This window comes from Cystobacter fuscus (assembly GCF_002305875.1).
Classification (GTDB): domain Bacteria; phylum Myxococcota; class Myxococcia; order Myxococcales; family Myxococcaceae; genus Cystobacter; species Cystobacter fuscus_A.
The window spans coordinates 877,337-896,387 of the sequence record NZ_CP022098.1; the positions used below are offsets into that span (position 1 = coordinate 877,337).

At 69.7% G+C, this 19,051-nt stretch carries 16 protein-coding genes; 9 read left to right on the forward strand and 7 right to left on the reverse strand.

Going from position 1 to position 19,051, the window contains the following annotated elements; genetic code table 11:
- The first annotated feature begins 13 nt into the window (after nt 1-13).
- Nucleotides 14-652 carry a uracil phosphoribosyltransferase gene (gene upp, locus CYFUS_RS03735; protein ID WP_095983980.1) on the forward strand — a complete coding sequence of 213 codons (639 nt, stop codon included), beginning with the start codon at nt 14-16 and terminating at the stop codon, nt 650-652.
- 48 nt (nt 653-700) lie between these two features.
- Here the strand turns inward: upp and CYFUS_RS03740 are convergent, their stop codons facing one another.
- Entirely contained in the window at nt 701-1,354 is a 654-nt protein-coding gene (locus CYFUS_RS03740) for a sterol desaturase family protein (RefSeq protein ID WP_095983981.1), read from the reverse strand.
- Between the two features lie 183 nt (nt 1,355-1,537).
- Here CYFUS_RS03740 and CYFUS_RS03745 point away from each other — a divergent pair, with 183 nt between their 5' ends.
- Nucleotides 1,538-3,169: a DUF6895 family protein gene (locus CYFUS_RS03745; protein ID WP_095983982.1), complete on the forward strand. Its 1,632-nt coding sequence runs from the start codon at nt 1,538-1,540 to the stop codon at nt 3,167-3,169.
- Between the two features lie 326 nt (nt 3,170-3,495).
- Complete coding sequence (locus CYFUS_RS03750; protein ID WP_232537343.1) at nt 3,496-4,380, forward strand: hypothetical protein; 885 nt, start codon at nt 3,496-3,498, stop codon at nt 4,378-4,380.
- A gap of 53 nt (nt 4,381-4,433) precedes the next feature.
- On the opposite strand, the gene CYFUS_RS03755 is transcribed toward CYFUS_RS03750, so the two are convergent.
- The 5 genes from CYFUS_RS03755 to CYFUS_RS03775 form a co-directional block, all read right to left on the reverse strand.
- Complete coding sequence (locus CYFUS_RS03755) at nt 4,434-5,825, reverse strand: cytochrome P450 (protein WP_095983983.1); 1,392 nt, start codon at nt 5,823-5,825, stop codon at nt 4,434-4,436.
- Between the two features lie 138 nt (nt 5,826-5,963).
- Entirely contained in the window at nt 5,964-6,596 is a 633-nt protein-coding gene (locus CYFUS_RS03760; RefSeq protein ID WP_095983984.1) for a hypothetical protein, read from the reverse strand.
- 145 nt (nt 6,597-6,741) lie between these two features.
- The gene (locus CYFUS_RS03765) at nt 6,742-7,827 is read right to left on the reverse strand and encodes an Ig domain-containing protein (protein ID WP_095983985.1); all 1,086 of its coding nucleotides are present in this window, start codon (nt 7,825-7,827) and stop codon (nt 6,742-6,744) included.
- Nucleotides 7,824-8,570, reverse strand: coding sequence for a hypothetical protein (locus tag CYFUS_RS03770; protein ID WP_095983986.1), 747 nt, complete (start codon nt 8,568-8,570; stop codon nt 7,824-7,826). Before CYFUS_RS03770 ends, CYFUS_RS03765 begins: the two co-directional genes overlap by 4 nt.
- Nucleotides 8,567-9,826, reverse strand: coding sequence for a caspase family protein (locus CYFUS_RS03775; RefSeq protein ID WP_095983987.1), 1,260 nt, complete (start codon nt 9,824-9,826; stop codon nt 8,567-8,569). The genes CYFUS_RS03770 and CYFUS_RS03775 overlap by 4 nt, the downstream gene beginning before the upstream one ends.
- 212 nt (nt 9,827-10,038) lie before the next feature.
- On the opposite strand from CYFUS_RS03775, the gene CYFUS_RS03780 reads away from it, so the two are divergent.
- Both CYFUS_RS03780 and CYFUS_RS03785 read left to right on the forward strand, forming a co-directional pair.
- Complete coding sequence (locus CYFUS_RS03780) at nt 10,039-10,641, forward strand: RNA polymerase sigma factor (protein ID WP_232537344.1); 603 nt, start codon at nt 10,039-10,041, stop codon at nt 10,639-10,641.
- Nucleotides 10,641-11,396, forward strand: coding sequence for a hypothetical protein (locus CYFUS_RS03785; protein WP_095983989.1), 756 nt, complete (start codon nt 10,641-10,643; stop codon nt 11,394-11,396). The genes CYFUS_RS03780 and CYFUS_RS03785 overlap by 1 nt, the downstream gene beginning before the upstream one ends.
- A gap of 3 nt (nt 11,397-11,399) precedes the next feature.
- Here the strand turns inward: CYFUS_RS03785 and CYFUS_RS03790 are convergent, their stop codons facing one another.
- Entirely contained in the window at nt 11,400-11,900 is a 501-nt protein-coding gene (locus tag CYFUS_RS03790; RefSeq protein WP_095983990.1) for an ureidoglycolate lyase, read from the reverse strand.
- Between the two features lie 158 nt (nt 11,901-12,058).
- On the opposite strand from CYFUS_RS03790, the gene CYFUS_RS52315 reads away from it, so the two are divergent.
- The 4 genes from CYFUS_RS52315 (at nt 12,059) to CYFUS_RS03810 (ending at nt 19,024) form a co-directional block, all read left to right on the forward strand.
- Complete coding sequence (locus tag CYFUS_RS52315) at nt 12,059-14,155, forward strand: hypothetical protein (RefSeq protein ID WP_232537345.1); 2,097 nt, start codon at nt 12,059-12,061, stop codon at nt 14,153-14,155.
- Complete coding sequence (locus CYFUS_RS03800) at nt 14,152-15,498, forward strand: hypothetical protein (protein WP_095983991.1); 1,347 nt, start codon at nt 14,152-14,154, stop codon at nt 15,496-15,498. The genes CYFUS_RS52315 and CYFUS_RS03800 overlap by 4 nt, the downstream gene beginning before the upstream one ends.
- Before the next feature lie 80 nt (nt 15,499-15,578).
- Nucleotides 15,579-17,681 carry a hypothetical protein gene (locus tag CYFUS_RS52320; protein WP_232537346.1) on the forward strand — a complete coding sequence of 701 codons (2,103 nt, stop codon included), beginning with the start codon at nt 15,579-15,581 and terminating at the stop codon, nt 17,679-17,681.
- Nucleotides 17,678-19,024, forward strand: coding sequence for a hypothetical protein (locus CYFUS_RS03810; protein WP_095983992.1), 1,347 nt, complete (start codon nt 17,678-17,680; stop codon nt 19,022-19,024). Before CYFUS_RS52320 ends, CYFUS_RS03810 begins: the two co-directional genes overlap by 4 nt.
- Nucleotides 19,025-19,051: the final 27 nt, after the last annotated feature.

Sequence of the window (19,051 nt, forward strand, 5' to 3'; positions counted from 1 at the left end):
AGGGGAGATCGCGATGAAATACTCGGACAACTGCACCGTGGTGGACCATCCACTGGTGAAGCACAAGCTGACGCTGATGCGCCGCAAGGACACGAGCACGGCGTCCTTCCGTGCGCTCCTCCAGGAGATCTCCCTGCTGCTCGCCTACGAGGCGACGAGGGACTTGAAGCTGACGGAGGAGCCCATCGAGACGCCGATGGCGCAGATGAACGCGCCAGTGCTCGAGGGCAAGAAGCTGGTGCTGGTGGCCATCCTGCGCGCGGGCCAGGGCATCCTGGATGGCATGCTGCAACTGGTGCCGAGCGCCCGCGTGGGCCACATCGGCCTGTACCGCGACCCGAAGACGCTCTCGGCGGTGGAGTACTACTACAAGGTGCCCAACCAGCTCGCGGACCGCGACGTCATCGTGTGCGATCCGATGCTCGCCACGGGCAACTCGGCGGTGGCGGCGCTCACCCGCATCAAGCGCAGCAAGCCGGGCAGTCTGCGCTTCATGTGTCTGCTGGCCTGTCCCGAGGGTCTGGCCAACCTGCGTGAGCACCATCCGGACGTGCACGTCATCACCGCGGCGGTGGACGAGAAGCTCAACGAGCACGGCTACATCGTGCCGGGCCTGGGCGACGCGGGCGACCGGCTCTTCGGCACCCGCTAGCCGCCGGGGCGGGCGGAGCCTGGCTCCCGCCCGCTCACTCCGCCGGGACTACTCCGCCGTGCTGGAGGAGGCCTCGGGCCTGGCGGCCTGCTCGCGCACGCGCAGCGAGCCCACCAGCGAGTCGATCCACCGGTGGCTGATGCCGTAGTTCTTGTCCGGGCAGGCGAAGTGGTGCGCCATGTGATGCGCCCGCAGGGCCTTGCCCCAGGCCGTCCACGGCTTCTTGTAGTGCACCGCCCAGTGCAGGTAGTCGTACGCGAGGTAGCCCGCGACGATGCCGAAGAAGTAGGGAATGGTGGCGTCCGGCCGGCCCACCAGCCACAACAGCCCGGCGATGACGATGGCCAGCGGGATGCTCGCGCCCAGCGGCATCACCAACCGCTGCGGGTCATCCGGGTACGTGTGGTGGTAGCCATGGATGATGGCGTGGAAGCGCCGGGTGAGCGGACCGTTGCCCTCCCAGTGGAAGAGGTGGCGGTGCAGCGTGTACTCCATGAAGCACCACGTGAGGTAGCCCAGGGGCGCGAACAGGACGACCTGTTTCACCTGGGTCGTCCCGCTCCACAGGGCCCAGGCCAGCAGGCCCGTGATGAGCGGGATGTAGAAGGCGAAGGGGGTGGCGGGATGGATCTTCGAGGCGGCTTCGAGGAAGTCGTTCTCGAACATCCGTGCGGAGGCGTGGCGCTCGTACTCGGTCTTCATGGGCGTACCAGCAGGGAGGATGGAAGGTCGGAGGCGGTCGGCCCCCGGCCAGGACACCGCCATCCTCCTTATAAGGCCCGGGGTCAAGAGGGCTCGTGACGAAAGGAGGGGGGGAGAAGCCTGGCCGGAAGGTGTCTCCCACCGAGCATCGGGCCACGGCATCCTGGTGTCCAGGAGGCAGGGATGACCGGACGCGGGGCGTGGCTCGTCGTGGACGTGGTGGGCGTGGCGGGGGTGGACACCCTCGGGGCGCTCCTTCCGGGGGCTCCAGGGGCCGCCCAGGCCCGGGCCTGGATGATCGCCGAGGTGAACGCCGCCGTGGAGGGCCTGTTGTCGGCGGGCTTCACGCGCGTGCGGGTGAGCGATGCTTCGTGCTCCGCCGCTCCCTTCACGGGCGGGGAGGCACTCCACCCCGGGGCCGAGCCGTGCTCCGGGGAGGACCCCCTGGCGCCCGTGTGGCTCGAGGACGTCCAGGGGGTGGCGTGTGTGGGCATGCACGCGGCGGCCGGGACGGGGGGCTTTGGCGCGCATACCGGGGGGCCGCTGTGCGTCTGGACGTGCGCGGGCCGGACGCTGTCCGAGGCGGAGCTCGTGCTGGCGCTGGCGGCGGAGGCGGGGGTGCCCGCCGTGTTCGTCTCGGGGGACGACGTGCTGCGGGCGGGGCTGGAGGGGCGGGTGGGCTATGTGTGCACCAAGACCGCCGTGTCCACCGAGCGGGCCGTGTCGCGCGCTCCCGAGGAGGTCCTCGAGGAGCTGCGGCGCGTGGCGGCCCGGCCCGGCCAGGACCAGGCGCCGCTTCCGGACGCTCCGCTCGTGCTCTGCTTCAAGAGCGCCCACCAGGCGACGCTCGCCGAGCGCACCGGCGCCCGCCGGCTGGATGCGTACCGCGTGGAGGTGTCGGGCCGTACCTTCCGGGAGCGCTATACCCACGCCCGGCGGGCCATGGCGGAAGCGGGCCGGGTGCTGCCCGGGGCGGGCTCGGGCTCCTTCGTCTTCACCCCGGAAGCGCTGGCCCTCCTGCGGCTGCCAGGACCTCCCGCGGTCCCGCCTCCGGCGCGGGCGCGGGAGGCGGAGCTCGCCCTGGATGCGTTCCTCGCGCTGACGGCGGGGGAGGACGACGCGTCCCGGGCGCTGCGCGCGCTGACGCTGCACATGCTGGAAGGTCACGCCCCGGGGGTCTTCGCGCGCTGGGGGCTGGGCGCCCGTGTGGAGGAGGCGGTGGAGGCACTCACGGGGGTGGCCCTGGAGTTTCCCGCCGGGCTGTCCCCGGATGTGGGCATGTCCCGGGTGGATGCCTGGTACGTGAGGGGCGAGCGCGGTTTGTCGACCGCTCCCCTGGCACCCGGGGCACTGCGTGACTACCTGCTGCACCTCGATGACGAGGGGTATGGGCTTCATGGGTGGCTGCTGGGTGAAATCGCCGCCACGCGGGGGGTGGACGTGCGCTGGTCCGTCCCCGAGCGGGCGTTTCGTGGGGTGTCGCGCCGGGCGGACCTCTACTGGCTCACCCACCTGTTCTTGTTGGACACGCGCTACCTGCGCTCCCCGCTGCGAGCCCCGGACGCCAGCGCGTGGACGGAGGAATTGCTGGCGGCCACGCCCGAGCTCATCGAGGGCATGGACCTGGACCTGGCGGCCGAAGTGGTCTTCTGCCTTCAGTGTGTGGGGGAGTCCGGAGGAGGCGCGCATGAGTCCCTCCTGGCGTTGCTCGCCGCGGAGCAGCGGCCCGATGGCGCCGTGGGTGATGCGCATTCCACCGCGGCGGCCCTGCTCGCGTTCGCTGGCGCGCTTGAACGCACCGTCTCCGTTCCCTGAGACGCCCTGTATGGCATTCGGATTCATCAGACAGGCGGCCGTGCCTGTCTGTTGAAGACCCGACGCGCCCTCTCGCGAACGTCTGGCGCTACACGGGCTGGATGTCAAACCTCGCACCGCAAAGGCTTTTCTTGAGTTCCGGTGGATGCAAGGAAGGCCGTACATCCGCATTCTGCGGTTACGGCCCCCTGGTGAGACCCAGATGGCCGTGAGCCGGAGGTTGCGCCATGGGGTTCACGTCTTTCAGGAGTTTTTGGAGCGGGATGGCCGGGCGTGGGGCTGCGTCACGGGGGGTGACGTGTCGATTGTCGTTGGTGCTGTCATTGATGATTGGTGTCGTGGCGTGTGGCGTGGAGCAACCGCCCGACGAGATGCAGGTCCTGGTGTCGGAGTCGCAAACGTTTCAGGAAGACAATGGGTTGTCGCTCAATGGGCTGTCGCTCAATGGGTTGTCGCTCAATGGGCTGTCGCTCAATGGGCTGTCGCTCAATGGCTTGAACAGCGAGGACTTCATTACCTGGTTCAACAGCGCCGATGGCGGCAACCTGGCGGGTCATGAAACGCTGATGAAGTACATGGTGCGCTGCGCGGTGCCCGAGGGAGAGGTCCGTGTCTTCGTCAATCCGACCACGGGCGTACGCTATGTCTGGGAAGGCGGCATGGGATTGGCTCCCCTCTGGTCGGGCGGCACTCCGGCGACCCTGGCGGAGCAGCAGGTCATCTCCGCGTGTCTGGCGGCCCACGTCAACAACCATGGGGTGCATGTCCCCATCTCCGTGCTGGGCAAGGACTCGATGGGGGGCATCGTCCCCTACTCGCGTGTGGAACTCATGACCTTCGCCCAGCGCGAGGCGTGCTTCTTCGGCAACGTCTTCGTCCCGGGTGGCACGCTCTTCGCCGGCAACCACATGGACGCGCTGTCGCCCGAACAGAGCACCCCTCGGCCATGCGGCCTGCTCGGCCTGGGGATGATGAGCAACCCGGCCTGCACCCAGATGCAGCGCATCGGTCAGTGCCTGGACCACTGCCGGTTGGAGCCCAATGGCTACTTCTACAGCGAGTGCACCTACAACGGCGTGACGTACAGGCCGCTCACCACCCGCATCCGCCCCTCGGACGTGAATGTCTGCGGCGATGGCGTGTGCCAGGTGGGTGAGAGCAAGGGCACGGGTTACACCGCCGACAGCTGCGGCATCGACTGCGGGAGCTGAGCCGCTGGGGAGAGAGGAAGGCGCGGCCCGGAGGGGAGGCCGCGCTTCCGGTTTCACGCGCTCTGGAGCTGGGGCTGCTTCTCGCGGCGCGTGGCGTGCATGGGCATGGTTCCGTGCGGCCGCAGGGTGACGTGGGCCTCCGCGGTGACGGGGGCTCCGGTGCCTCGCAGGCGGAAGCGCTGGGCCACCATGGCGAGGATGAACTGCGCCTCCATCATCGCGAAGTTGTTGCCGATGCACTGGCGCTGCCCGCCTCCGAAGGGCAGGTAGGCCCACCGCGGGCGCTGCTTGCTGTTCTCCGGCAGGAAGCGCGTGGGCTCGAAGCGCTCCGGGTCGGGCCAGAAGTCCGGGTGGCGGTGGGTGACGTAGGGCACCAGCAGCACCAGGTCCCCCTTGGGAATCCGGTAGCCGCTCACCACGTCCTCCTCCTCCGCCACGCGCGGAATGGCCCAGATGGGCGGATAGAGGCGCAGCGCCTCCTCGAACACGCAGCTCGTGTAGCGCAGCTTCGGCACGTCCTCGAGCGTGGGGATGCGCCCGTCGAGCACGCGGTCCACCTCCTCGTGCAGCAGCGCCTCCTGCTCCGGGTTCTTCTCCAGCAGGTGGAACGCCCACGCGAGCGAGGTGGCCGTCGTCTCGTGGCCCGCGAGCAGCAGCGTCATCACCTCGTCGCGCAACTGCACGTCGTCGAAGGTGTCTCCCGTGTCCGCGTCGCGCGCGGCCATCAGCATGCCGAGCAGATCCTGCGACTCGTCCGCGGGCCCCCTCGCCCGGCGCTGGGCGATGATGCCCTCGACGATGCGGTTGAGCGGCACCATGGCCCGCTGGAAGGCGAGGTTCTTCGCGGTGGGAATCCGGTAGAGCCACGGCTTGTAGGGCAGCGGGGAGATGATGCGCTCGTTGGTGACTTCCAGCGCCGTGGTGAAGGACTCACCCAGCTCCCGGGTGTGCTCGGCCACGTCCACGCCGAAGAGCGCGCGCACCACCACCAGCAAGGTGAGCCGCATCATCTCCGGGAAGACGGGCACGGGCTCACCCGCCCTCACCCGAGGCTCCCACTGCGCGAGCACCTCGGCGGCCGTCTCCGTCATCACGCCCGCGAGCCCCGCCAGGCGCTCGCGGTGGAAGGAGGGCTGGGCGAGCCGGCGCTGGCGCTTCCAGAAGTCGCCCTCGGCCGTCACCAGGCCGTTGCCCACCAGGGGGCGCGTCTTGTGGAAGATGGGGCCCTTGGTGTAGCGCGCCGGCGCGTCCGCGAGCACGTACTTGACGTGATCCGGGTGCGTGAGCTGCTCCACGTAGATGGGCCCCATGCGGAAGCGCACCACGTCTCCCAGGAGCGCACGGCCGCGCAGATAGAGGCCGAGCGGATCACTCTCGCGCTCGGGGAGGTGGCCCCAGAGCCAATGGCCTGGGGGCATGGGAGGCAGGGGTGCGGAGTTGTTCATGGGGGTCCACCACGGGGGTCGGGAGAGCTGCGGCCCACATTGTGGACGACGCGGCGTGCCATCGCCAGGGGCGCCCCGGGAGCACGGGCGTGAAGCGGCCCGTAGCACGAGCCACGGGCGTGGGAGCGCGGCCCGGACTCAGAGGGGCTGCAGGTAGCGCACCACCACGGTGGCGGCGTTCACGTTGAACGTGACGCTCATGTCCGGCGTGGTCACCGGGATGCTGGGCGTGCTGCCACTCTGCTCGGGGAAGATGATCTGCTTGCCGTCGAAGGTGAGCAGCTTGCCCGGCACCGTCAGCTCATGGCCCGTGATGTTGAAGTAGATGGCGCCCACGTCCACGAAGCCGCCCGGCAGGAGGATCGCCGACGCGGGGATGTAGTAGGGGATGGCCGGCACGGTCACGCCCGAGACATCCACGCAGCGGTAGCGCGTGAGGTCCACCTGCGGAATGGTGAGGCTGAAGCTGGGGATTTCCTCGTTGATCTCCGGGAGGGAGAACAGCGGCGTGCCCTCGGTGCCCAGGTCCAGGCCGGGCAGGTTCAGCGAGTAGCCGAGGATGTTCTGCGCCGTCTCGTCCAGGTGCACGCGCACGGGCTCCGTCAGCGCCTGGCTGGCGGGGACGACGATGGGTACCGCGGGCGTGGTGACCGTGCCACCCGGCGTGTGGCCCAGCACGTACACGCACGTGGTGCCGGCCATCGCCATGCTCGGCAGGGCCATGCTGGTGAACGCCGCGCCAACGAGGAAACGCTTGAGGGAAGCGATCATGGTCTTTCTCCGGGTCGAGGGAAGAGCCGCTCTGGGCCGGGGAGGGAGTTCCCCGCCGCGCCATCGCGTCTTCATGGATTAATTGGGAAATCCCCCCAGGATTGGATCGCGCGGATTTAAAAAGTGTTTTCCGGGCGGTTTCCGCTCAGTGGACCTGGAGCCGCAGGGGCGGGGTCTTCACGGAGCCGAAGATGTCCGTGCGGGTGAGGGTGAAGTCGTAGCTGCTGCCCTTCGCGGCGGCGGTGGGCGTGCCGGAGAGCCGTCCCGTGGACGGGTCGAGCCCGATGCCCGGAGGGAGCACGCCGTTGGCGTCCACCTTCCAGGTGCCGGAGGTGCCGCTAAGGGAGGTGGCCTGCATGGAGTAGGCGTAGCTCACGCCCTCCTTCCCCGCGGGCACGGAGCGGGTGCGCATGCAGGTGTCCACCAGTGACGAGCAGGAAGTGGTGGTGAGTTGCAGCAGGAGGGTGGCCGTCTGGGCGGGCCTGGCGTCATCCGTCACCCGGACCTCGAAGGAGGTGCCCGCGGCGCTCGAGGTTCCCTGGACGTAGCCGTTGGCGGTCAGCACGAGGCCCGCGGGGAGCGAGTTGGGCTGGACGAGCTCGAAGCGGTAGGGCGGCCTGCCTCCCAGGGCCGACAACTGTTCCGTGTAGGGGTCGCCCTTGGGGAAGTCCGCGAGCACGCCCGGCCCGGCCAGGATCAGCGGCGCATGGATGCGCACGGAGAACGTGCGCTCGGTAGAGCGTGCTTCCTGGTCCACCAGCCCGAGGGTGAACTGGAACTCGCCCGGCGTCGTCGGCTTGCCGGACAGGCTGCCCCGTGCCTCATCGAGTCGCAGGCCGGGTGGTGGCTCGCCACGGAGCGAGAAGGTGTAGGGCGGCGTGCCGCCCCGGGCCCGGAACTGGAAGGGGTAGTCTACCCCCTCCACGCCATCGCCCAGGGTCTCCTCCTCGAGCAGGAGGGGGTCGACTCCCGCGTCGCCCTGCTGCGCCGGGGGAGGTGTGCCTCCGTCGTCTCCCGCCGGTACGTCGGGAAGGCACGGTCCCCGCGCGCCGCAGTCCGGCAGGCAGATGCGCTCGGGGGGGAGGCACGAGAAGCCCGCCGGACACCCCCCCTGGTCATCGCAGGAGGGAAAGCGCGAGAGGTCCGGCACGAAGACGCACGCGGACATGGAGAAGAGCAACGGGAGGAGCAACGGGAGGCGCGACGTCGGTCCTGGCACCCACCGGCTCATGGCCACTCCCAGAGGAAGAGGACGGTTCCCCCCGCCCCGAGCAACGCGCCCGCGCCCAGCAGCACGTTGGCCGTGGTGGCCCGCGAGCGGCCCTCCCGCAGCCGCGCGGCGAAGCACTCGCGGAACGCCTGGCCCTCGCCCCCACAGTCCGCGCCGCCGGTGGACAGGGTCTTCTGGCTCTGGCTCGCGGCGAGCCCGAAGCCCACACCCACCGCGAGCGCCACGCCTCCCGCGGTCACCAGCACCGTGGGCAGCACCCGCGCCGGACGCTCGTCCACGCGGCGTCCCGTCCGCGCCGCCCACAGGCTTCCGAGGGCCTCGCGGGCCCGGGCCTCGTCCGGGCCGGACACCGCTTCCGCCGGGGAGAGCTCCAGGGTGGCGTGGGACTCCAGGCCCTCGCGGTCCACCAGGGTGAGCGCCACGCTGCGCGTTCCGCCCACTCCGAGCGCCACGCCGCGCACGAGCCGCTGCGCGCCGAGCGCCAGCACCTGCGCCCCCCGGCACGCCGCGTCCGAGCAGCCGGCGAGCCGGCCTCCCCGTGCCCGCATCCGCGCCACCGTGTCCGCCCGCGACTCCAGGCACGCGCCGGGAAGCGCCTCCACCGTGCGGCGCACGAGGTCCTCCGCCCGCCGGGCCTCGGCCGTCGACAGCGCCACCGGCTGGAAGGGCACCAGCACCACGCGCTCGCCCCGGCAGGGCGTCTGGGCCAGCGTGAGCGCCAGCGCCAGGGCCACGAGGCTCATGGGGTGAGGTCCGCCTGCTGCTCGGGGGCCACGGGAGACTCTCCGAGGCTGGCCATGTACCCCTCGTAGAAGTGGGGCCCGAAGGGCACGGAGAAGAGCTTGTCCCGGAAGGTGTCCTCCAGGGCACCGCGTGCCGCGAAGGACTGCTCGCGCCAGGTGAGGCTCCTCGCGTCCACCACCGCGCCCGCGCGAGCGAGCTGGAAGGGGGCCTCGCGTCCCGGGGCGCGCAGGAAGTAGCCCCGGCCGGGGGGCAGCCCCAGCACGAGCGAGCGCTCGCGCTCCTTGTTCAGCTCCGCCACGCGGATGCCCCGCGCGTCCTCCACCCACACCCGGCCCTCCAGTCCTGGCGCCAGGAGGAGGAAGCCCAGGCCCGTGCGGTGGCTCAGGTCCACCAGCGGCGCGGCCCGGTCGAGCGCGGGCGGTTGGATGGACACCTCCAGCCGGCCGCGCACGTCGTCCACGCCCTGGTTGGCCGCGGCGATGAAGGCCTGCAACTCCGAGTACTCCACCCGTCCGTCCGCGTTGACGTCCGCGGCGCCCGCGAGCGCCGACAACACCTGGTGGCTGAAGACGCCCGAGCGGATGGCGCTCCACTCGTGGCTCTCCTGCTCGCGCGAGGTGGACAGCACGGCGCCCACATGCGGGTAGCGCGCCAGCTCGCGCGTGGCCAGCCGCTCGCGCACCGCTTCCATGCGGGCGGGGGCCATGGGCAGGGCGCCGCGCGAGTGGACGAAGAAGTACGAGTCACACGCGTCCACGATGAGGTGGACGAGCGACGCCTGGCTCGGCGCGAGCACCTGGTTGTAGAGGTCCGTGCGGGTGAAGGCCCCATCCAGCAGGCTCACCGCGCCCTCGCCGGCGGCGCCCCGCTGACCGTGGCCCGTGAAGATGAAGTAGAGCACCGGGATGTCGCCCCGCGCCTTGTCCTCGGCCATGAGGGCATTGAGCCGTCCGAGGGCCTGCTGGAGCGAGGCGCGGGTGGGCGGTGCCGTGCGGGCGGCGAGTCCCGGGCGCAACGCCTGGGTCTCGGCGTCCAGGACGCTCAGCAGCACCGTCTCCTTCGCGCGCGGGGAGAGCAGCTCGTAGTAGCGCGCCCCGTCGTCGTCGGCGTAGCGCAGCGGGGCCTGTCGGGGCTCGGTCCCGATGTTGTTGGCGAGGATGAGCGCGTAGATGACGCGCTCGGGCGCGGCACTCGCGGCGGTTCCCACCAGAAGCGTCGCCCACCCCATCACCAGAGCGCATCGGAGCAATCGCATGCGCCGGGAGTGTCCCTGGGAGGTAGGGGGCGGGGCAAGGGACCTCGTGTCATGGAGACAAACCGATGTGAGCTGGCGAGCGGGCAGGCGTTTTTCTCGCGGGGGGAAGGATCCAATCCGGGTGTCCACGCGCAACAGGAAGCGAGTGACAGGGGTGACGTGGGAGGCCGGGCACGGTAAGTCGCCGAGGGATGGAGTGGGACACACGGACGTTGCAGGCCTTTCGGGACGGGGATCCGGAGACGATGGGACGGGTGTACCGGGCCCACGCGGAGGCGTTGGCGCGAGTGCTGCGGGGGATGGTCTGGCGGACGCGAGGCCAGGGTGGGGCCTGGGAGGTGGAGAACACGGTGCTGGAGACCTTCGCCCGGGCCTTCGAGCCGAGGACGCGCGGGGCCTATGACGGGGTGCGCCCCTATGGGCACTTCCTCGTGGGGATCGCGCGCAACGTGCTGCTGGAGCAGTCGCGGCGGCGCGAGGTGGCGGTGGGGTTGGAGCCCTTCGAGCAGGTGGGCGAGGTGCCGGAGGAGGACGAGGGGACGGCGCGGGCCTGGGAGGACCGGGAGGTGGAGGAACTGCTCGCGCGCTTCAAGACGGAGCTGTCGGCGGAGGAGCGCCAGCTCTTCGAGCTGCGCTTCGGCGAGGAGGGGGTTGCCCAGGAGGGCGCGGCCGAGCGTCTGGGCCTGACGCGCATCCAGGTGCGGCGCCGGGAGTTGGGGTTGAAGACGCGGCTGCTCGAGTTCCTGCAGGCGCGTGGCTACCTGGAGGGGTTGGAGGTGAAGGGGTGGAGTTTCCTCAAGCGGCGGGACCAGTGATGACGACGTGTGGAGACCGACAGGCGGAGCAGGCGCTGCGGGCGCTCTTCGAGGAGACGCTGGACGCGGAGGGCTTCGCCCGGCTGCGCGCGCACGTGGCCGGGTGTGGCGAGTGCCGTGAGGCCTATGAGCGGCTGGCGCGCGTGGAGTCGGCGCTGGAGCAACGCGCGCTGCCCGCCCACCGGCAGGCCCTGTTGGAGCGGGAGTTGTTCGCGCGGTTGTCCGGGGCGCCCCAGCCCGTCCGGGCGCCCGTGCCCGCGCGTCGGCGCTTCTCGCTGCCTTCGTTCTGGGTGCCGTCGCTGGCGGGCCTGGCGCTGGCCTCGGTGGCGGTGGTGCTGGTGGTGCCCCGCCTGCGCGCCGCTCCGGACTCCGAATGGAGCGCGCGTGGAAGCGCGGTGCCGAGCGCCTGGGGCGTCCGGGCCTTCTGCGTGGGGCCGGAGGGCGACGTGCGCGAGGAGGCGCGCTCCGGCGAGACGCTGGCGTGTGGAGAGGGGAGCGCGGTGCAGTTCAGCTACACGGCGCCCGAGGCGGCGCTGCTCACGGTGGAGACGCTCTCCGCCTCGGGCGAGCCCCTGCGCTTCTTCCCGGCGGAGGGCAGCGCGAAGGAGGTCTCCGCGGGGGTGGATGTGCCGCTGCCCTACAGCACCCCGGTCCAGGGCGGCTGGCTGTCCGGACCCCTGGAGGTGCGCGCGAGCTTCTCGGATGCGCGGGGCCGGGTCCTGTCCCAGACGCGCCTCACGCTCGTGCCTCGTTAGGGCTCAGGAGATCTCGACGACGGCCTCTCCGGGGAAGGGTAGCTCGTCGCAGTTGTCGTCCGGCCGTGCATCCGCGCGGCCCAGCACGAGGAAGTCCGTCACGGTGTCCAGGGCGATGGCCGGGTGATGCCAGGTGCCCGGCGCGTAGTTCACTCCCTGCTGTCCGTTGGTGACGAACACCCGCAGGGTCGCGGGGTCTGGGGCCGCATGACCATGAGCCACCACGACGAGGAAGGGCCGACCTCCGATGGGGAGGAAGAGCTGGGAGGACATGGGGTGGCGTTCCAGCCGGGTGCAGCGCAAGGGCAGTCGCGCGGGTTGGACGCGGAAGAGGCTCAGCAGCGCGCGTCCGCCATTGCTGTCGAGCGCGAGGGCCGCCACATCATCGAAGCGCCACGCCGTGCCATGGTTGATGAGGCGTCCGCCCTGCTCGGGCACTTCCACCACCTCGCCGAATCCCGCGAAGGCCGCCGCCGTCAATGCTTCCCGCTTCGGTCGGATCATCACGCCGACAGTGCATGAGCCCCACCCGGAGCGCAAGCCGGAGGGCCGCGAGAGGGTGTGGTTGATTCGTCTCGGGTGATGCTCCCCAATGGGGGGTGTTCATGCGGAGACTCATCCATTCACTCTCTACCGGCGGGCTTTCCGTCACGAGGCCGTGCATGGCGCCGGTGTGGTGGGCCCTGGCGGTGGTGTTGCTGGTGGGGTGTGCCACGGGGGCGCCGCCCGGCGGACTGAGGAGTGGCTGGGGGATGGGCGGTTCGGGGGGACTCTCCCTGCAGAGGGGAGGAGCGGGGGAGGTGCTCGCGTGTGGAGGCGTGCCCATGCCCGCGGGCTGGCCCGACGTGGCCGCCGGCGATGCGGAGGCGCTGTTGGCTCCGTTGCTGAAGTGTCCCACGCCCGGAGACTACGTGGCGTTGCAGCAGCGGGTGGACATGCCCCGGCTGGTGGAGGCGTTGGATGACTGGAGTGCCATGCGGCTGGCGGCCCTGGGCCCCGTGCGCGCGGACGCCGTGGGAGTCCTCAACGCCAAACGCGTCTCCTTCCTGCTCGCCGCCGCCGAGAGGTATGGCCTCGAGCACGCCGAGGTATTCACCCTCTACGTGCTGCACACGGCGCACGATGACGAAGTGGACGGGGTGTTGCGGGGGTTGGCCCGAGACAAGCAATTGGGGAGGACGCTGGGGCACATGCCCGCGGTGCGGGAGGAGTTGGCGGGGCGAGGCATGCCGCTGTCGGCCTATGAGGAGCGGGGCGAGAAGGCGGGTGACGTGCTGCGGGGGCTGGGCCGAGCCGCGAGGGATGCGCTGGCCACGAGCATGGCGAGCGATGGCGTGCGCTACATGGAGATGGCCGAGCGGCGGGGGCAGTTGCCGGCGCCCTACCAGGACGCGCTGAATGAGGTGGAGAGGGAACTGGCATGGAGGCACTTCGCCCCGGGAAGCGTGGCGGTGGGGAGTTTCGACGCGGCGACGTTTGGAGTGCCGCTGGGATTCTTCTACCTGGTGGTGGGGACGGGCGAGGGACTGTCCTCGCTGACGCGAGGCGAGTACGAGCAGGCCACACGCGAGCTGGCGCCGGCGGCGCTGGTGGTGGGGTTGTACGCGGGAGGGCGGGGCGTGCGCGCCTTGGGGGAGGCCCGGGGGTTGGGGCGTCTGGAGGCACGTCTTTCGCTGCTGAGAGAGCTGGGGAGGCAGTGGGAGGAGCGGCTGGGGGTGGAGGGGGCGCGGGAGTTGCTGAGGGACATCCGGGCGCGGAGGGAAGCGGCGCACTTCGTGGCGATGGGAGGAGCGGACGCGGCGCTGGCGTTGCGAGAGGCGAGGGGGGATGTGGCGCGGGCACAGGTGTGGCTGTCCCAGGCGAAACCTCCGCGCGCTGGCGGCGGAACGGGGAGCGGCTCCGGGCACGTGGCCTCGGCAGTGGACGGCACGGGACGCCCCTCTCCGACGCGGGCCCTGGCCGTCGAGCGCACCGGGAGCATGGCCTCGCTGGTGGACGAGGCGGAGGGCCTCACCCGGGAGGTGGTGGAGGCTCGGCTGGCGTTGGTGGAACTCGACGCCGAGGGCCCGCGCCTGTCCAGGGACGTAGCGGTGTTGGAGCGGCAGCGGCCTTCACTGGAGGCTCCGCCGCCCGGAGCGGAAGGCAACCCGCTCTGGAGCGAGTACGTCACCTACCGAGAGAAGCGCCTCGGGGAACTCAAGCAGGGCAAGGCCGTCGAAGGGCCTCTGCGTTGGGAGGGCTATGAGCGGATGCGGAGGGGGTTCGCCCAGGGGCTGGCCTTCGAGAGCCTCATGGTGGACAGGCTGCGTGCGGACGCGGCCCTGCCCCGAGCCGAGCGCCGATTCCTCGGGGACTTCGAGCGGCCGCGCATCGAGAGATGGGTGGGCGTGTGGAAGCACGAGAGCGGCCTGCGCTTCGCGGATGTGCTCGTCATCGAAGAGGGTCCGAGTGCTGGACGGTCGCCTCGCGTCGAGACGTTCAGCTTCAAGAGCCGCGACATGAAGGGATTGAGTGGAAGCTCCCTGCGAGCGCAGATAGTGGCGGACGCGAAGGAGGCCCTGGGTTATTACGGTGAGACGTTGGACATCCGTCGGCCCTCCCTCCAATCCCTTCTGCGCGGGGGTAGCAAGGTGCCGGTTCAAAGGGTCCGCCTCATCTACGAGCGCAGTCATCTCGATCCCACGAATACAGCCAAATTGTATAGAGCCATGAGCGAGGCCCAGGAGCAGATTCCCGGGGTCGAGGTGTCGTTCCAATGAAGAGACTGAAGTTTCACGACGTGAAGGAGGAGGACTACCTCCGACTTGATTTCAAAGGTGCTTTGGGCTCATGGGCTTCGCCGGGGAGCGAACTGGAGCCTTTTCTCCAAGCGCTCGAGGAGTACGCAGGCGAGTGGATGCCAGACGTCGTTGAAGGCAAGCGGCGACGTAAATACAACCGCGCCGCCATCTGGAAGGCATTAGAGGAGGCACGTGACGGGGACTTCGTAACAATTGGCCTCTATCGTACGAAATGGCCCGCGCTGGACATGACGCTCCGGCTCCGTTTGCCGCCGCAGAGCCCCGAATTGTTCTGCACGATCGATGTAAAACCGCTTTCCCTCTTCAATGAGGAGGAACGCTGTCGGCCATTCGTGGAGATGGTGCGTGTCTGGGCCTCTCGTTACCCGGTGTCCCATGCTCTAGCCCATAGTTCTGATGACGGAGAAGTCGCGGGCGCTCCTCTCTTTGGCCGGGATATGCAGACGTCTATTCGAGATGGATTCGACAAAATCTACGAGGTGTCCTGGCTCAACGTCTTCGGTCCGAAGCTGGTGGAGTCCGTGGGTCGCGAGCGCATGCTGTCCACGCCCGCCTGGTGGGTGGAGGAGTTGCCCAATGGCTCCATCTTCCTCGTGACGCGGCCCACGCCAGCGGACTTCGCCAGCGACGAGGCCCGCCTCGCCCAGGCCCGTGCCCATGTCCACCTCCGGCCGGACCTGGACTTCGACACCGTGCTGCGCGGCCTGCGCGAGCGCAGCGCCCTGCTCGCTCCCGTGGAGCCCCGCTTCCCTCCGGACGTGGAACCGTTCCTCTCGCGCGTGGTGGAGCGCATCTCCAGTCACGTGCGCTCGCGCAAAATCGCCGAGTTCAACGCCTGGCGTCCGCCCGAGCCGGACGAGTGGCGTCCCGCCGACTCCGCCCTGCCGCCAGACGTGGAGGATGTGGAGCGAGCGCGCGCGCATTATCGCTACCTCGCCGAGCACCTGGTGGCGCTGCTGCACACGAAGGTACCCTCCGTCTTCGACACGACGCCCGAGTCCCTCTCGGACGTGGACTACGAGTTCTGGCATCAGGAATTCCCACGAGTCTTCGAGCGGGAGAAGCTCGACACGCTCGCGGTGCCCGCCATAGGCGCGTACCTGGGCGAGGTGCTGGTGCGCCACCTGGGGGGACAGTGGATACCGCGCCAGAAGCTCGAGGAGGCGCAGGTGCGCGTGGGAGACCGGGTCTGGCTCCCGTTCGTCCGAGCCTGGCGCTACATGCGCACCTGCCAGTCGCTGCTGGACTTCTCCCTCACCCAGCTCTACCGCGTCGCCGAGCGGCACCGCGCCGCCGGGTGACATCTCGCGTAATGCTTCTTCTCATGTGGAGACGCACCCATTCGCTCGCTCCCGGCGGGCTTTCCGTCACGAGGCCGTGCATGGCGCCGGTGTGGTGGGCCCTGGCGGTGGTGTTGCTGGTGGGGTGCGCCACGGGGGAGCCGTCCGGCGGACTGAGGAGTGGGTGGGGGATGTCCGCGGGGATGGGAGGCTCGGGCGGATTCTCCCTGCAGAGGGGAGGAGCGGGGGAGGTGCTCGCGTGTGGAGGCGTGCCCATGCCCGCGGGCTGGCCCGACGTGGCCGCCGGCGATGCGGAGGCGCTGTTGGCTCCGTTGCTGAAGTGTCCCACGCCCGGAGACTACGTGGCGTTGCAGCAGCGGGTGGACATGCCCCGGCTGGTGGAGGCGTTGGATGACTGGAGTGCCATGCGGCTGGCGGCCCTGGGCCCCGTGCGCGCGGACGCCGTGGGAGTCCTCAACGCCAAACGCGTCTCCTTCCTGCTCGCCGCCGCCGAGAGGTATGGCCTCGAGCACGCCGAGGTATTCACCCTCTACGTGCTGCACACGGCGCACGATGACGAAGTGGACGGGGTGTTGCGGGGGTTGGCCCGAGACAAGCAATTGGGGAGGACGCTGGGGCACATGCCCGCGGTGCGGGAGGAGTTGGCGGGGCGAGGCATGCCGCTGTCGGCCTATGAGGAGCGGGGCGAGAAGGCGGGTGACGTGCTGCGGGGGCTGGGCCGAGCCGCGAGGGATGTGCTGGCCACGAGCATGGCGAGCGATGGCGTGCGCTACATGGAGATGGCCGAGCGGCGGGGGCAGTTGCCGGCGCCCTACCAGGACGCGCTGAATGAGGTGGAGAGGGAACTGGCATGGAGGCACTTCGCCCCGGGAAGCGTGGCGGTGGGGAGTTTCGACGCGGCGACGTTTGGAGTGCCGCTGGGATTCTTCTACCTGGTGGTGGGCACGGGCGAGGGACTGTCCTCGCTGACGCGAGGCGAGTACGAGCAGGCCACACGCGAGCTGGCGCCGGCGGCGCTGGTGGTGGGGTTGTACGCGGGAGGGCGGGGCGTGCGCGCCTTGGGGGAGGCCCGGGGGTTGGGGCGTCTGGAGGCACGTCTTTCGCTGCTGAGAGAGCTGGGGAGGCAGTGGGAGGAGCGGCTGGGGGTGGAGGGGGCGCGGGAGTTGCTGAGGGACATCCGGGCGCGGAGGGAAGCGGCGCACTTCGTGGCGATGGGAGGAGCGGACGCGGCGCTGGCGTTGCGAGAGGCGAGGGGGGATGTGGCGCGGGCACAGGTGTGGCTGTCCCAGGCGAAACCTCCGCGCGCTGGCGGCGGAACGGGGAGCGGCTCCGGGCACGTGGCCTCGGCAGTGGACGGCACGGGACGCCCCTCTCCGACGCGGGCCCTGGCCGTCGAGCGCACCGGGAGCATGGCCTCGCTGGTGGACGAGGCGGAGGGCCTCACCCGGGAGGTGGTGGAGGCTCGGCTGGCGTTGGTGGAACTCGACGCCGAGGGCCCGCGCCTGTCCAGGGACGTAGCGGTGTTGGAGCGGCAGCGGCCTTCACTGGAGGCTCCGCCGCCCGGAGCGGAAGGCAACCCGCTCTGGAGCGAGTACGTCACCTACCGAGAGAAGCGCCTCGGGGAACTCAAGCAGGGCAAGGCCGTCGAAGGGCCTCTGCGTTGGGAGGGCTATGAGCGGATGCGGAGGGGGTTCGCCCAGGGGCTGGCCTTCGAGAGCCTCATGGTGGACAGGCTGCGTGCGGACGCGGCCCTGCCCCGAGCCGAGCGCCGATTCCTCGGGGACTTCGAGCGGCCGCGCATCGAGAGATGGGTGGGCGTGTGGAAGCACGAGAGCGGCCTGCGCTTCGCGGATGTGCTCGTCATCGAAGAGGGTCCGAGTGCTGGACGGTCGCCTCGCGTCGAGACGTTCAGCTTCAAGAGCCGCAGCATGAAGGGATTGAAAGCAGGTGCCCTGCGAGCGCAGATAGTGGCGGACGCAAAGGCGGCCCTGGGTTATTACGGTGAGACGTTGGACATCCGTCGGCCTTCCCTCCGGTCCCTTCTGCGCGAGGGCAGCAAGGTTACAGTCCGAAGGGTTCGCCTCATCTACGAGGGCGGTGAGTTCAACCCTATGAAGATTGAAGACTTGGATGATGCCTTGAGACGGGGAAAGGTTCTGGGGGTGGAGGTGTCTTTTCAATGAAGATACTGGAGTTTTACGGTGTGAAAGAGGAGGACTACCTTCGACTCAAGTTCGAAGGCACCTTTGGCTCGCGATCCTCATTGGAGAGCGAACTGGAGCCTTTTCTCCAAGGGCTCGAGAAATACGCAGGCGGATGGATGCCGGACGTCGTTCAAGGCAAGCGACGGCGCAAATACAACCGCGCCGCCATCTGGAAGGGATTGGATGAGGCACGCGACGGGGATAGCACCGCCGTTGGGTTCTACCGTACGAAATGGCCCGTGTTGGACATGGACCTATGGCTCTGGCTTCCGCCACGGATTCCAGAGCTGCACATCATCATCAAGGTGAAACCGCTCTCCTTCTTCTCTGTGGAGGAACACTGTCGGCCGTTCGTGGAGATGGTTCGCGCCTGGGCCTCTCGTTACCCGGTGTCCTATGCAGTGGCCCGTAGTTCTGATGACGGAGAAGTCGCGGGCGCTCCTCGCTTTGGCCGGGATATGCAGACATCCATCCGAGACGGGTTCGACAAGATCTACGAGGTGTCCTGGCTCAACGTCTTCGGCCCGAAGTTGGTGGAGTCCGTGGGCCGCGAGCGCATGCTGTCCACGCCGGCCTGGCGGGTGGAGGAGTTGCCCAATGGCTCCATCTTCCTCGTGACGCGGCCCACGCCAGCGGACTTCGCCAGCGACGAGGCCCGCCTCGCCCAGGCCCGTGCCCATGTCCACCTCCGGCCGGACCTGGACTTCGACACCGTGCTGCGCGGCCTGCGCGAGCGCAGCGCCCTGCTCGCCCCCGTGGAGCCCCGCTTCCCTCCGGACGTGGAGCCGTTCCTCTCGCGCGTGGTGGAGCGCATCTCCAGTCACGTGCGCTCGCGCAAAATCGCCGAGTTCAACGCCTGGCGTCCGCCCGAGCCGGACGAGTGGCGTCCCGCCGACTCCGCCTTGCCGCCAGACGTGGAGGAGGTGGAGCGAGCGCGTGCGCATTACCGCTACCTCGCCGAGCACCTGGTGGCGCTGCTGCACACGAAGGTACCCTCCGTCTTCGACACGACGCCCGAGTCCCTCTCGGACGTGGACTACGAGTTCTGGCATCAGGAATTCCCACGAGTCTTCGAGCGGGAGAAGCTCGACACGCTCGCGGTGCCCGCCATAGGCGCGTACCTGGGCGAGGTGCTGGTGCGCCACCTGGGGGGACAGTGGATACCGCGCCAGAAGCTCGAGGAGGCGCAGGTGCGCGTGGGAGACCGGGTCTGGCTCCCGTTCGTCCGGGCCTGGCGCTACATGCGCACCTGCCAGTCGCTGCTGGACTTCTCCCTCACCCAGCTCTACCACGTCGCCGAGAAGCACCGCGCCGCCGGGTGACATCTCGCATGATGCTTCTTCTCATGT

Excerpts from the sequence above, each read along its gene's own strand:
- CYFUS_RS03740 (WP_095983981.1), bottom strand. The coding sequence starts at position 1,354 with ATGAAGACCGAGTACGAGCGCCACGCCTCCGCACGGATGTTCGAGAAC.
- CYFUS_RS03790 (WP_095983990.1), bottom strand. The coding sequence starts at position 11,900 with ATGATCCGACCGAAGCGGGAAGCATTGACGGCGGCGGCCTTCGCGGGA.
- upp (WP_095983980.1), top strand. The coding sequence starts at position 14 with ATGAAATACTCGGACAACTGCACCGTGGTGGACCATCCACTGGTGAAG.
- CYFUS_RS03770 (WP_095983986.1), bottom strand. The coding sequence starts at position 8,570 with ATGAGCCTCGTGGCCCTGGCGCTGGCGCTCACGCTGGCCCAGACGCCC.
- CYFUS_RS52320 (WP_232537346.1), top strand. The coding sequence starts at position 15,579 with ATGGCGCCGGTGTGGTGGGCCCTGGCGGTGGTGTTGCTGGTGGGGTGC.
- CYFUS_RS03775 (WP_095983987.1), bottom strand. The coding sequence starts at position 9,826 with ATGCGATTGCTCCGATGCGCTCTGGTGATGGGGTGGGCGACGCTTCTG.
- CYFUS_RS03750 (WP_232537343.1), top strand. The coding sequence starts at position 3,496 with ATGATTGGTGTCGTGGCGTGTGGCGTGGAGCAACCGCCCGACGAGATG.
- CYFUS_RS03760 (WP_095983984.1), bottom strand. The coding sequence starts at position 6,596 with ATGATCGCTTCCCTCAAGCGTTTCCTCGTTGGCGCGGCGTTCACCAGC.
- CYFUS_RS03810 (WP_095983992.1), top strand. The coding sequence starts at position 17,678 with ATGAAGATACTGGAGTTTTACGGTGTGAAAGAGGAGGACTACCTTCGA.
- CYFUS_RS52315 (WP_232537345.1), top strand. The coding sequence starts at position 12,059 with ATGGCGCCGGTGTGGTGGGCCCTGGCGGTGGTGTTGCTGGTGGGGTGT.
- CYFUS_RS03765 (WP_095983985.1), bottom strand. The coding sequence starts at position 7,827 with ATGAGCCGGTGGGTGCCAGGACCGACGTCGCGCCTCCCGTTGCTCCTC.
- CYFUS_RS03800 (WP_095983991.1), top strand. The coding sequence starts at position 14,152 with ATGAAGAGACTGAAGTTTCACGACGTGAAGGAGGAGGACTACCTCCGA.
- CYFUS_RS03785 (WP_095983989.1), top strand. The coding sequence starts at position 10,641 with ATGACGACGTGTGGAGACCGACAGGCGGAGCAGGCGCTGCGGGCGCTC.
- CYFUS_RS03755 (WP_095983983.1), bottom strand. The coding sequence starts at position 5,825 with ATGAACAACTCCGCACCCCTGCCTCCCATGCCCCCAGGCCATTGGCTC.
- CYFUS_RS03745 (WP_095983982.1), top strand. The coding sequence starts at position 1,538 with ATGACCGGACGCGGGGCGTGGCTCGTCGTGGACGTGGTGGGCGTGGCG.